This window comes from Pseudomonas sp. PDNC002 (assembly GCF_016919445.1).
Taxonomy (GTDB): domain Bacteria; phylum Pseudomonadota; class Gammaproteobacteria; order Pseudomonadales; family Pseudomonadaceae; genus Pseudomonas.
The window spans coordinates 1,872,326-1,885,354 of sequence record NZ_CP070356.1 but is presented as its reverse complement, the minus strand read 5'-3'; the positions used below and the strand labels follow the sequence as shown (position 1 = coordinate 1,885,354).

Annotated in this window: 11 protein-coding genes and 1 riboswitch; of the genes, 7 read left to right on the top strand and 4 right to left on the bottom strand. The window is 66.4% G+C overall.

What is annotated here, in order from left to right:
* Window positions 1-2: 2 nt before the first annotated feature.
* Window positions 3-1,214, bottom strand: a complete 1,212-nt coding sequence (cbiE, locus tag JVX91_RS08775; protein ID WP_205338877.1) for a precorrin-6y C5,15-methyltransferase (decarboxylating) subunit CbiE — start codon at window positions 1,212-1,214, stop codon at window positions 3-5.
* Window positions 1,215-1,272: 58 nt separating this feature from the next.
* Window positions 1,273-1,513, top strand: a riboswitch (cobalamin riboswitch).
* Between the two features lie 85 nt (window positions 1,514-1,598).
* Between cbiE and cobG the strand changes: the two genes are divergently transcribed.
* From cobG to JVX91_RS08740, 7 genes are all read left to right on the top strand, one after another.
* Entirely contained in the window at window positions 1,599-2,945 is a 1,347-nt protein-coding gene (gene cobG, locus JVX91_RS08770; RefSeq protein ID WP_205338876.1) for a precorrin-3B synthase, read from the top strand.
* Window positions 2,938-3,564 (top strand): precorrin-8X methylmutase, encoded by a 627-nt coding sequence (locus JVX91_RS08765; RefSeq protein ID WP_205338875.1) that lies wholly within the window; start codon window positions 2,938-2,940, stop codon window positions 3,562-3,564. Before cobG ends, JVX91_RS08765 begins: the two co-directional genes overlap by 8 nt.
* A complete protein-coding gene (locus JVX91_RS08760; RefSeq protein ID WP_205338874.1) occupies window positions 3,564-4,304 on the top strand; it encodes a precorrin-2 C(20)-methyltransferase in 741 nt (246 codons plus the stop codon). The genes JVX91_RS08765 and JVX91_RS08760 overlap by 1 nt, the downstream gene beginning before the upstream one ends.
* Window positions 4,304-5,953: a precorrin-3B C(17)-methyltransferase gene (gene cobJ, locus JVX91_RS08755; protein WP_205338873.1), complete on the top strand. Its 1,650-nt coding sequence runs from the start codon at window positions 4,304-4,306 to the stop codon at window positions 5,951-5,953. The genes JVX91_RS08760 and cobJ overlap by 1 nt, the downstream gene beginning before the upstream one ends.
* Before the next feature lie 187 nt (window positions 5,954-6,140).
* Window positions 6,141-6,638 carry a sigma-70 family RNA polymerase sigma factor gene (locus tag JVX91_RS08750; RefSeq protein WP_205338872.1) on the top strand — a complete coding sequence of 166 codons (498 nt, stop codon included), beginning with the start codon at window positions 6,141-6,143 and terminating at the stop codon, window positions 6,636-6,638.
* Window positions 6,635-7,609, top strand: coding sequence for a FecR family protein (locus JVX91_RS08745; protein ID WP_205338871.1), 975 nt, complete (start codon window positions 6,635-6,637; stop codon window positions 7,607-7,609). The genes JVX91_RS08750 and JVX91_RS08745 overlap by 4 nt, the downstream gene beginning before the upstream one ends.
* A 365-nt stretch (window positions 7,610-7,974) precedes the next feature.
* On the top strand, window positions 7,975-10,419 hold the full coding sequence (locus JVX91_RS08740; RefSeq protein ID WP_205338870.1) for a TonB-dependent siderophore receptor: 2,445 nt from the start codon (window positions 7,975-7,977) through the stop codon (window positions 10,417-10,419).
* 197 nt (window positions 10,420-10,616) lie between these two features.
* Here the strand turns inward: JVX91_RS08740 and JVX91_RS08735 are convergent, their stop codons facing one another.
* The 3 genes from JVX91_RS08735 to JVX91_RS08725 all read right to left on the bottom strand — a co-directional run bounded on the left by JVX91_RS08735 (window position 10,617) and on the right by JVX91_RS08725 (window position 12,889).
* Window positions 10,617-10,805, bottom strand: coding sequence for a hypothetical protein (locus JVX91_RS08735; RefSeq protein WP_205338869.1), 189 nt, complete (start codon window positions 10,803-10,805; stop codon window positions 10,617-10,619).
* Window positions 10,806-10,981: 176 nt separating this feature from the next.
* On the bottom strand, window positions 10,982-11,482 hold the full coding sequence (gene ssb, locus JVX91_RS08730; RefSeq protein WP_081517086.1) for a single-stranded DNA-binding protein: 501 nt from the start codon (window positions 11,480-11,482) through the stop codon (window positions 10,982-10,984).
* 18 nt (window positions 11,483-11,500) lie between these two features.
* Entirely contained in the window at window positions 11,501-12,889 is a 1,389-nt protein-coding gene (locus JVX91_RS08725; protein WP_169942317.1) for an MFS transporter, read from the bottom strand.
* Window positions 12,890-13,029 lie beyond the last annotated feature (140 nt).

Genomic DNA, 13,029 nt, shown 5'->3' with positions numbered 1-13,029 from the left:
GCTCACTCGACCAGCGGCTTCCAGGCTTCCAGCAACGTGATCGGCAGCGCCGCTCGCCAGGTGTCGAAGCCACCCAGCGGCTGGGCCTGGGACACGGACAGGCGGATCAGTTCGCCGCCCACGCGCTCGCGCCAGCTCACCAGCGCCGCCTCGCTCTGCAAGGTGACGGCATTGGCTACCAGCCGACCGCCGGGCTTGAGCTGTTCCCAGCAGTGTTCGAATACTCCGGGCACGGTGACGCCACCACCGATGAAGATGGCATCGGGTTGCTCCAGTCCCTGCAACGCTTCCGGCGCGGCCCCGCAGACCAGTTGCAGCGCTGGCACGCCGAGGGCGTCGCTGTTGAAACGGATGTGCTCCTGGCGGCCTTCGTTGGCCTCGATGGCCAGCGTGCGGCAGCTCGGATGCGCGCGCATCCATTCGATGCCGATGGAGCCGCAGCCAGCGCCAACGTCCCAGAGCAGCTCGCCCGGCTTCGGCGCCAGCCGCGCCAGGGTCACGGCGCGCACGTCGCGCTTGGTCAGTTGACCGTCGTGGCGGTAGTCGTCATCACGCAGGCCAATCGTAAGAGGCAGGCGCTGCGCGTCTTCACCGGCGATGCACTGCACCGCCACCAGATTCAGCGCCGCCGCCTGCGCCAAGGCCCAATCGCCAGCCACGCCATCGATGCGCCGTTCGCTATCGCCGCCCAGGTGCTCCAGCACGCTCAGCCGGCTTGTGGCGAAGCCCCGCTCGCACAGCAATGCGGCAATAGCGGCCGGGCTGTCGCCATCATTACTGAGGATCAGCAGCCTGGCGTCCTCGTGGATCTGCGCGTTGAGTGCGGCCAATGGACGCGCCACCAGCGAGATCAGCGTGCAATCCTGCAGTGCCCAGCCCATGCGCGCTGCCGCGAGGGAGGCAGAGGACGGCGCGCTGAGCACAAGCATTTCCTCGGCCGGGATCTGGCGGGCCAGGCTCGCGCCGACGCCAAACCACATCGGATCACCACTGGCCAGCACGCAGGTCGGTTCGCCGCGCCGGCGCAGCACCGGCTCCAGGCTGAACGGGCTCGGCCAGGCCTGCCGGTTGGCGCGCAGGCAATGGGGCAGCAGCTCCAGCTGGCGCGGCGCGCCGATCACTTCGCTGGCAGCGAGCAGGGCTCGGCGCGCGGCCTTGCCGAGGCCGGCATAGCCGTCCTCGCCGATGCCGACGATGGTCAGCCAGGGCGTCATGAAAATTCCTCGGGTTGATCCGACGGGCAGGCTTTTCCTGCCTTCGGGCAAAGCAGGCATAATACCCGCTTCGTCGGTGCTCGTAGGACGCTTCGCCTTTATCGGTGAGGTTTCCAGGAGCCGAAGAGGGAACACGGTTAAGCCGTGGCTGCCCCCGCAACTGTAAGCAGCGAGTCCGCGCAATGCGGCGGTACGGGAACAACATTCCGTGCCGCCGGCCAGGCCACTGGGCAACCGGGAAGGCCGCGCTGGATGAGGACCTGCCAGCCAGGAGACCTGCCGACGAAACCAGTCGCGTGTGCAGACATCGAGCGGGGTGTATCGGTGTCGTGAAGTCCCCTATGGGGATTCGCAGGTCACCGCGACCCAGCCCTGGTGACCTCAGTGCAAGACTCTTCAGCTCTGCCCGTCCGTCCGCATGCCTGCCCCGGCCTGCTGCGCATCGTGGCCTCCCGCGATGGCGGCATCTGCCGCATCAAGCTGCCCTGTGGACAACTCGACGCCCACGCCGCGCGCGCCATTGCCCGGGCCGCCGAGCGCCATGCCGACGGCGTGCTGGAAGCGACCAACCGCGCCAACCTGCAGATCCGCGGCGTCCATGCCGGCGCCGAGAACGCGCTGAGCCGCGAGTTGCTCACTGCCGGCCTCGGCCCGCGTGAATTGGCGTCGGATGATGTGCGCAATCTGCTGGTCAGTCCGGCACTCGGCCTTGATGGCGGGACGACTTTCAATGCCGCTCCGCTGGCCCGCCAACTACTCGACCTGTTGGAAGGCACGACGCGCTTCCACGGCCTGTCGCCCAAGTTCGGCATTCAGTTGGACGCCGGCGAAAACCTGGCGATGCTGGAGCACCCCAACGATCTCTGGCTGTCGGCGATGTCCGATAACGCTGAGCCGCTATTTGCCTTCGGCCTGGCCGGCTGTCCACCACAGAACGAAACGGATCGCCCCGCCCTCGCCGCCGTCACTGCCGAGCAAGTTCCGCTGCTGGTGGAAACCCTGCTGCACCTGTTCCTCGATCTCGTCGGCGATGGCCAGACACGCATGCGCCAGCTCCGCGAGATGCTCGGCGATGAGGCACTCCTGGCGCGCTTGCAGCAACGCCTACCCTTCGCGCTGCAACTCGGCCCGGCTGTGGATAACTGGCGGCGTCCTGCGCCGCAGCCTTTCGGCCATCTTGGCATTCGTCCCCAGCACCAGGCGGAACGCGCCATGGTCGGCGCAGGATTCATCCTCGGACGACTCGATAGCTCCACCCTGTTCGCCCTCGCCGATCTGTCGGAACGCCATAGCGGCGGTCAGCTACGTCTGACGCCCTGGCAAAGTCTGGTCCTTCCCGATGTGGCGTCGATCGACGCCGCCATCGTCCTCGGTGCGCTAGGCAGCCTCGGTCTGGTGATCGACGCTGCGCAGCCGCTGTCGCGCATCGTTGCCTGCAGTGGCTCCAGCGGCTGCGCACGCGGGCTGGCCGACACCAAGGCCGACGCCCTGCGCCTCGCCGAACGCCTGCGTCACGCGCCGCCGGCCGGCGTTCACCTGTGCGGCTGCCCGCGCTCCTGTGCCGCCGCCCACGTCGCCCCCTACACCCTGCTGGCCGTCGCCGACGGCCGCTATGACCTGTTCCGTCGCGCCGATGGCGTGGCCGGCTTCGGCCAGCCGCTGGCGCGCAACCTTTCCCTCGATGCCGCGGGCGACCTGCTCGCCGCACCCGGAGTCCCCACCGATGCTTGATTACATCCGCGACGGCCAGGCGATCTATCGCCAATCCTTCGCCATCATCCGTGCCGAAGCCGACCTCACCGGTATCCCGGCCGACCTGGAGAAACTCGCCGTACGGGTGATCCACGCCTGCGGCATGGTCGACGTAGTGCAGGACCTGCGCTTCTCCGCAGGCGCCGGTGCCATTGGCCGCGCGGCATTGGCCAGCGGTGCGCCGATCCTCTGCGATGCGCGAATGGTCGCCGAGGGCATCACCCGCGCGCGCCTGCCGGCAGACAACAAGGTGATCTGCACGCTCAACGATCCGAACGTCCCGGCGCTCGCCAGAGAGCTGGGCAACACCCGCTCGGCGGTGGCTCTGGAGCACTGGCGCGAGCACCTCGAAGGCGCCGTGGTGGTGATCGGCAACGCGCCGACCGCCCTCTTCTACCTGCTGGAAATGCTCGACGCCGGCGCGCCGAAACCGGCGCTGATCCTCGGCTTCCCGGTGGGCTTCGTCGGCGCGATGGAGTCCAAGGACGCCCTCGCCGCGGACAGCCGTGGCGTGCCCTACGTCATCGTTCGTGGCCGCCGTGGCGGCAGCGCAATGGCAGCGGCGGCGGTGAACGCACTCGCCACGGAGGTGGAGTGATGGCCGGCCGCCTGATCGGCCTGGGCGTCGGCCCGGGCGACCCGGAACTGCTGACCCTCAAGGCGTTGCGCCTGCTGCGCGCGTCCCCGGTGATCGGCTACTTCGTGGCCAAGGCCAAGCACCACGCAGGCCAGGGCGGCAACGCCTTCGCCATCATCGAGGAGCACCTGCTCGATGAGCAGCAACGCCTGCCACTGGTGTACCCGGTGACCACCGAGAAACTGGAGCCGCCGCTGACCTACGAAGGCGTGATCAGCGACTTCTACGACACCGCCGCCGCTCAGGTGGCCGAGCATCTGGACGCCGGCCGTGACGTCGCGGTGATCTGTGAGGGCGACCCGTTCTTCTACGGCTCGTACATGTACCTGCACGACCGCCTTTCAGACCGCTATGACACCGAAGTCGTACCCGGCGTCTGTTCCATGCTCGGCAGCGCAGCGGTGCTCGGCGTGCCGCTGGTGTATCGCAACCAGAGCCTGTCGGTGCTCTCCGGCGTGCTGCCCGAAGAAGAACTCAAGCGCCGCCTGGCCGACGCCGATGCGGCGGTGGTGATGAAGCTGGGGCGCAATTTCGACAAGGTCCGCCGCGTGCTGCGCGAGCTGGATCGCGACAGCGGCGCTCACTACGTCGAGCGTGCGACCATGCGCGAGCAGCGCATCGTTGCGCTGGACGACGTCGACCCGATGGCGTCGCCCTACTTCTCGATGATCGTCATCCCCGGCCAACGGTGGAACGGCTGATGCGCGCCGCGATCGTCATTCTCGGCCAGGGTGCGCTGGCCACTGCTCGGCGCCTGCAGAACGTTTATCCACAGGCGCGCGTGATGGGCCTGAAGGACCGTGTTGAAGGCGCCGACGAGTCTTACACGAACTTCGGCGATACCCTGCGCCAGCTGTATCGCGACGACACGGCGATCATCGCCCTGTGCGCCGCCGGTATCGTCATCCGCACCCTGGCCCCGCTGCTCGCCGAGAAAGGTGCGGAGCCGCCGGTGCTGGCAATCGCCGAAGATGGCAGCGCCGTGGTGCCGCTGCTCGGCGGGCTGGGCGGGGTGAACCGCATGGCCCGTGAGATCGCCACTTCGCTGGACGTGGCGCCAGCCATCACCACCAGCGGCGAGCTGCGTTTTGGCGCCTGCCTGCTGGACCCGCCGGAAGGTTATGCGCTGGCCGATATCGAGCAGGGCAAACGCTTCGTCTCAGACCTGCTGGGCGGCGACACACTGCGCATCGAAGGCGACGCGCCCTGGCTGGAGGCACTGGACCTGCCACTGGCCGACGACGCCGCGCACACCTTGCGCATCGATGCGCGCGCCAATGGCATCGCGCCGAACGAACTGCGCATCCATCCGCGCGTCGTGCTCGCCCATGTCACGCTGGTGGACTCCCAACTGCCTGAGCGCATTCGCCAGGGCCTTGCCCAGGCGGGCCTGGCGGAAGGTGCGCTGGCAGCGGTGATCGCGCCGCGCTGCCGCATGGCCGACCCGGCGCTGGCCACCGTCGCCGCCGAGATGGGTTTACCGTTGCGCTTCATCGACCCGGATGAAACGCTGCCGCCGGAAGTGCTGCATGGCGACTCCTTCCACCTGCACCGCGCCGCCACACCGGCCGAAGCCGAGAGCATCGGCCAGCCGCGCGGACGCCTCAGCGTGATCGGCCTCGGTCCCGGCGCCAGCGACTTCATGATCCCCGCCGTACGCCGCGCGCTGGACGAAGCCCAGGACCTGCTGGGTTATGAGACCTACGTGAAGATGGCCGAGCCGCTGCGCGACGATCAGGTACGCCACCGCACCGACAACCGCGAGGAAATGCAGCGCGCCCGCCACGCCTTCGAACTGGCGGCCAGCGGGCGCCGGGTCGTCGTCATTTCTTCCGGCGACCCCGGCGTATTCGCCATGGCCGCCGCCGTGATGGAAGCACTGCACGAGAGTGAAGACCCGCACTGGCACGGCGTGGAGCTGGAGGTGCTGCCGGGCGTGTCCGCCGCGCTGGCCGCCGCAGCCAAGGCCGGGGCGCCCCTGGGGCACGATTTCTGTCTGATTTCCCTGTCGGACAATCTCAAGCCCTGGGAAACCATCGAGAGACGTCTGGATCATGCCGGCGCCGCCGACCTGGCCATGGCCTTCTACAACCCGATTTCCAAGGCGCGACCGTGGCAACTGGGGCGCGCACTGGAAATCGTCCGCCGCCATCGCGCGCCGGAAACCCTGGTGGTGCTTGGCCGCGATATCGGTCGCCCGGCCGAGGCGCTGCGCGTGGTGACACTCGGCGAGCTGGAGCCGGAGATGGTGGACATGCGCACCCTGGTGATCATCGGCTCGTCGCTGACCCGGCGCTTCCCGCGCGCCGGCGGTGGTGACTGGGTGTACACACCGCGCTGGTATCGCTGAGGAAAGGCACGAGGCCTGTTTGTAGGAGCGAGCTTGCTCGCGGACGGATTTCCCGGCAGCTCCGGTGCTGAGCAGTTCGCGAGCAAGCTCGCTCCTACAGGAAACACCGGAGCCTTAGACATATCTTGCAAATGGCCAGCGCCTTGTTGAAAATGCGATAAATTATCATTTGCAGCTTTGCGCGCCCATGTCCTCCACCTACGACGTCCAGTCGCTCTACAGTGACCACCACGGCTGGCTGCACAACTGGCTACGCAGCCGCCTGGGCAATGCCGCCGATGCGGCCGACCTGGCACAGGACACCTTCGTGCGCGTGCTGCTCAAGCCCGAGCGCGCCGAACTGCGCACCCCGCGTGCCTTCCTGCGCACCGTCGCCCGCGGCCTGGTGATCGACCACTGGCGTCGCGAGGAACTGGAGCGCGCCTACCTCGATTCCATCGCTCACCTGCCGGAAGCCCAGGTGCCGTCCGCCGAGGCGCGACACAACATCCTGCAACTGCTGGAAAACATCGCTCGCCTGCTGGACGGCCTCCAGCCCAAGGTGCGCAGCGCTTTCCTGATGGCACAGTGCGAGGGCATTCCCCACGAGCAGATCGCCGAGGAACTGGGTGTATCGGTGCGTTCGGTCGGACGCTATGTCGCCGAGGCGCTGTTCCATTGCTACCAACTGCGGTACGCCGAGTGACCGGCGCCAGCGCCACGCCCGATCCGCGGGTGGTGAAGCAGGCGATCCAGTGGACCCTGCGCCTGAACGGCAACGCCGGTCCGGAAGTGCTCAGCGCCTGTGAGCACTGGCGCCAGTCGAATCCCGAACATGAAACCGCCTGGCTGCGGGTGCAGGCACTGAACAGCGAGCTCGCCGCCGGCTACCAGGCGGTGCCCGGCGCGCGCGTGGCGCTGGAGACCCTGGAGAATACGAACCAGCGCCTGCAGCGACGTCAGGCGCTCAAGCTGCTGTCCACCTTCGCTGTCGGAGCCTCCGCGCTGTGGCTGACCCGCGACGTCACGCCCTGGCAGCGCTGGATGGCGGACTTCAGTACCGCCATCGGCGAGCGCAAGCGTTTCACCCTGGCCGATGGCAGCGTCCTGCAACTCAACACCGACAGCGCGGTTAACGTGCGCTTCGATGGGAGCCAGCGGCTGCTCCTGCTGGAGCGCGGCGAAATCCTGCTGAGTACAGCGAAAGATGCGGCGCGTCCGCTGCGGGTGAGCAACCGCGACGGTCTGTTCGAGGCGCTGGGTACACGCTTCGTGCTACGTCAGGACCCGCGCTCCACACGATTGAGCGTCGAGGAAGGCTCGGTAGCCATCGCCCCGCGCGTGCGCGGCCAGACCACTGCCATCGCCGAAGCCGGGCAGACCTACGAGATCAACGGCGACAGCGCGCTGCTCGCCGAGCGCAGCAATATGGACAGTGGCGCCTGGGCCGATGGCCTGATCGTCACCCGCGACATGCGCCTGGCCGACTTCCTCGCCGAGATCGGCCGCTACCGCCACGGCCATCTGCACTGCGATGCCAGCGTGGCCGACCTGCGCCTCTCCGGCGTATTCCGTCTGGATGACACCAACCAGTTGCTGGCCCTGCTGCCGCAGACGCTGCCGGTGCGGGTGGAGAAGCGGACGGACTGGTGGGTGACGGTGAGTGCGCGGGGCTGACGGCTGGTCCATCGGCGGAAAGGCTCCATGGGCCCGCTCCTACCCGGTGGTTCCGTGCTCGGGTCGGCCCTCACCCTAACCCTCTCCCAAAGGGAGAGGGGACCGTTCGATGCAGTTTGAAACCTTGGCGCCAGCCCGCACGCCTGCTCCCTCTCCCTCTCCCTCTCCCTCTCCCTCTCCCTCCGGGAGAGGGCTGGGGTGAGGGGAGTTCAGTGACGAGGACTCCCCGCAGAAGGCAGTCGCTCCTACAAATCAGCGCAAAATAATTTTATTTCTCAAACGAGAATTATTTTTGTCGTGTTTCGCCGCCTCGACCGGCAAGGAGGAATAACTCGATCATTTCCCTTGTCCACGGAAGCCCCTACATGCGAGTCGTCCACGTCCCAACGTCCTCCTCCGCCCTGCCCCGCGCCAGCCGCCTGGCCCATGCCGTGCGCGGCGCGCTGCTGTGCGTCAGCCTCGGTGCCAGCCTGCCGCTGACCGCCTTCGCCGCGGACACCGCCGCCATCACCAGCAGCCGCGCCTACGCCATTTCGGCCGGCCCACTGGGTGACGTGCTGAACGCCTTCGCCCGCGAAGCAGGCATCACCCTGTCGGCGACCCCGGAGCAGACTCGCGGGCTGAATTCGGCGGGGCTGAACGGCACCTACTCGGTGGACCAGGGCCTTGGGCGCCTGCTGGTGGACACACCGCTGGAGGCCGTGGACCAAGGCAATGGCAACTACGTGCTGCGCCCGGCCGCGCCGACCGACGTGCTGGCCATGCCCTCCAGCGATGTGTTCGCCCTGGGCAACGCGCTGGGCGAGGAAGACGGCTACCTGGCGACCCACAGCCAGATCGCCACCAAGACCTCCAAGTCCCTGCTGGAAACCAGCCAGAGCGTCTCGGTGATCACCCGCGAGCAGATCGACGACACCGCGTCGAAGACCGTGCAACAGGCGATCCGCTACACCCCTGGCATCTTCACCGGCCAGGTCGGCGCCTCGAACCGCTACGACTACATCGTCATGCGCGGCTTCGCCGACAACAGCGTCGACAACATCTACCTCGACGGCCTGAAGGCCATGGGCGACAGCGGCACCTTCAGCTCGATGCAGATCGACCCGTACTTCCTCGAGCGCATCGACGTGCTCAAGGGCCCGTCCTCGGTGCTCTACGGCCGCAGCCTGCCTGGCGGCCTGGTGGCACTGACCAGCAAGAAACCGCTGTACGAGGATTACCACCAGATCACCGGCACCGTCGGCAACATGGGCCAGAAGGAAATGGGCTTCGACTTCAGCGGCCCGCTGGATGAGGAAAAGCGTATCGCCTACCGCCTGGTCGGCCTGGGCAAGGGCTCGGACACCCAGTTCGACCACGTCAAGGAAGAGCGCTACGCCATCGCCCCGACCCTGGCCATCGACTTCACCGACGACACCACCCTGACCCTGCAGGGCTACCTGCAGCACGACCCGAACGGCGGCTACCACGGCGGCGTGCCGGCGGACGGTACGCTGTTCCACCACAACGGCCAGAAGATCTCCCGCGAGTTCTTCGATGGCGAGCCAAGCAAGGACGACTTCGACCGCACGCAGCGCATGTTCGGCTACCAGCTGGAGCACCGCTTCGACGACGTGTGGACCGCGCGGCAGAACTTCCGCTACCTGGACTCCGACGTCGACCTCTCGCAGGTCTACGCCTACGGCTGGACCGCGCCTGACGAGAACACCCTGAACCGCTACTTCTCCGGCGCCAGCGAGCACCTGCAGGCGTACATCATCGACAACATGGCCCAGGCCGAATTCAACACCGGCGCCGCCAAGCACACCCTGCTGATGGGCCTGGACTACCAGAAGCGTCGCACCACCGTGGACTGGCGCTCGGGCTCCGCCGCGCCGCTGGACGCCTTCGACCCGCACTACGGCAACGACGCCATCAGCTACTACCCCGACGACAACCACACCCGCCGCCTGGACCAGACCGGCGTCTATCTGCAAGACCTGATCGACATCGACAACTGGCGCTTCTCGCTGGGCATCCGCGAGGACTGGGTGACCGTTGAGGACAAGAACCGCAGCACCGGCAGCAAGGCCGACGACGACTGGAAGAAGTTCACCGGCCGCATCGGCGCGCTGTACCTGTTCGACAACGGCATTGCGCCGTACATCAGCTACTCCGAGTCGTTCAACCCCAACGCCTACTCGGACCAATCCGGCACGCCGCTGGAGCCGACCGAGGGCAAGCAGTGGGAAGCCGGCCTTAAGTTCCAGCCCGAGGGCAGCCGCAGCCTGTACACCGCGTCGATCTTCCACATCACCCAGGAGAACGTCGCGTCGAAGGAGCCGCAGGACAACTTCTACACCTCCGTGGGTGAAGTGCGCTCCCAGGGCTTCGAGCTGGAAGCCCACACCCAGGTCACCGACAATCTCAAGGTGCTCGGCAGCTACACCTACACCGACATCACCTACACCAAGTCGCTGGACGGCAACCAGGGCCACACCCCGAACCAGGCGCCCAAGCACATGGCCTCGCTGTGGGCCGACTATGGCTTCAACGCCGGCCCGCTGGATGGCCTGACCCTCGGTGGCGGCGCTCGCTACGTCGGCGAGACCTGGGCGGACAAGGAAAATACCCTGCGCGTACCGGACTACACCCTGGTGGATGCGCGCATCGGCTACGACCTGTCCCGCGTCGGCCTGAAGGGCCTGGATGTCAGCCTCAACGCCAACAACCTGCTGGACAAGGACTACGTGGCGTCCTGCTACAGCCTGGACTTCTGCTACTTCGGCGAGAAGCGCAACGTCACTGCGACGGTGAACTACCAGTTCTGATCGCCTGCCACCCGGTTCGCCGGGCGGATTCCCCATAACCTCCGCGTTGCCTGCGCACTCGGATGGTTATTTGTAGGAGCGAGCTTGCTCGCGAACAGGCTCCGCAGCGAGACGGGTTCGTGAGCAAGCTCGCTCCTACAGGGAGTTCGGACTCACAAGCCCCGTGGCGCGGCCGTCGCCACGGGGCTTTTTACTCTTTAGAACTCTGCCGCGTGGCGGTAGCGCGCTTCCAGCTCCAGGGAAACCCGGTAGGCCTGCGCCTCGCCTTCGGTATGGAAGATGCCGACCAATTGCCCCTCCTGGTACACATCCCAGCAACGCCCTCCGTGGGCGCGGAACTCGCGGGATTTATGGTCGTCGTCACGCTCGGTCACTGTAATGCTCATGTCTTTTCTTCTCCGGTTTTGCCGTACATCAAGGCAGCTCCAGAATCATTCAGTTAGCTAGCTAATTAAATAGCTGCCCCCGAGAAAGACTTTTACGAACATTCGCCAAAACGAGCGTCCCAGAAACGCAAAAGCGCAGCTCGAAGGCTGCGCTCTTGAGAGACGAATCGTTCGGGTTAGAACGGAATATCGTCGTCGAAGCTGTCGTAGTCCGGAGCCGGTTGCGGCGCGGGCTGGGACTGCTGCTGCGGCGCAGGGCGCTGGGCCTGCTGCGGACGCTGCTGTTGCGGCTCGCGGGGAGCGCGCGGAGCGTCGTCACCACCGGCGCCCGGACGGCCGCCGAGCAGCTGCATGTTGCCGTTGATGTCGACCACGATTTCGGTGGTGTACTTGTCCTGACCGTCCTGGCCCTGCCACTTGCGAGTGCGCAGGCTGCCTTCGACGTAGATCTGCGAACCCTTGCGCACGTACTCGGCGACGATCTCCGCCAGGCGACCGAAGAACACCACGCGGTGCCACTCGGTACGCTCCTGCTGCTGGCCGGTCTGCTTGTCCTTCCAGCTCTCGCTGGTGGCCAGGGTGACGTTGGTCACCGCGTTGCCGTTGGGCATGTAACGGGTTTCCGGATCGCCACCGACGTTACCCACCAGAATGACTTTGTTAACCCCACGGGCCATGACGCTCTCCTAAAGGCTTCAGCACGTCGCCTGCTCGGCACCGGCGAGGCGCTCGAGGGACGTGCGATCAACTTGTTGGGAATCCACTTTGACATAAGCGGCCGCTTCTTCAACGACCACCATCACATCGCTCACACCGGGCAATGCCTTGAAACGCTCAGCCAACGAAGCATCGCGCAGGGCCTCATCGGAAAGAGGCAGGCGAATACTCGTTACATAAGGCGGTTCGCGCATGGTAACAGCAATCGCCAGCCAGATGGCAGCCAGCACCGCGCAGCCGATGAACACCCCGTCGAGCCCGCCGTGCTGGTACATCCAGCCACCGAGGATGCCACCTACCGCGGCGCCGAGGAACTGGCTGGTGGAGTACACGCCCATCGCCGTGCCCTTGCCGCCGGCCGGCGACACCTTGCTCACCAGCGAAGGCAGCGAAGCCTCCAGAAGATTGAATGCGGTGAAGTAGACGACGATGCCGAACACCAGTTCCTTGAGGCTGTTGCCGAACTCCCAGAAGAACAGTTCACAGAGCATCAGGGTCGCCACCGCGCCGGCCAGCACGCGTTTCATCTGGCGTTTCTTCTCGGCATAGATGATGAACGGGACCATGGCGAAGAAGCCGATCAGCAGCGCCGTCAGGTAGACCCACCAGTGCTGCTCCTTGGGCAGCCCGGCGCGCTCCACCAGTGCCAGCGGCAGCGCGACGAAGCTCGCCATGAGAATCGCGTGCAGGACCAGGATGCCGACATCCAGGCGCAGCAGGTCGCCGTTCTTCAGGGTCGGGATCAGCGACTGCTTGGCAACGCTGGACTCACGGTGCTGCATGCGGTGATCGGGCACCGGCACCATGAAGAGAATGATCAGGATGCCCACCAGGGCCATGCCGGAGGTGAACCAGAACAGCCCGTGCAGGCCGAACCAGTGGGTCAACACGGGGCCGGCGACCATCGAGGCGGCGAAGGAAACACCGATGCTCATGCCGATGATGGCCATGGCCTTGGTCCGGTGCTGTTCGCGGGTCAGGTCGGAGAGCAGTGCCATGACCACGGCGGAAATCGCCCCGGCGCCCTGGATCACCCGGCCGGCGATGACGCCCCAGATGGTGTCGGAGCTGGCCGCAACGGCAGCGCCAACGGCGAACACCAGCAGGCCGACAACGATGATCGCGCGGCGGCCGATGCGGTCGGACAGCGTGCCCAGCGGAATCTGCAGCACCGCCTGGGTCAGGCCATAGGCGCCCATGGCGAAGCCGATCAGCGCCGGCGTCGCGTCCGCCAGTTCCATACCGTAGGTCATCATGACCGGCAGCAGCATGAACATGCCAAGCATACGGAAGGCATAGAGCAGGGCCAGGCCGGAGGTCGCCCGGAGTTCTGTGCCACTCATGCGCTCAGTGTGGGAATCGTGCATAAGCCCCTCGTGGGAAGACGGATGTCGGGAATGCGCTGAATGGCTCCCGTGACGGCGCGGCCTTCCAAGCCGCAAAGGGCCGGCTGTCGCCAACGCCGAAAAATAGCCGCGCATTCTACCAGCCCAAAGGTCCAAGGGCA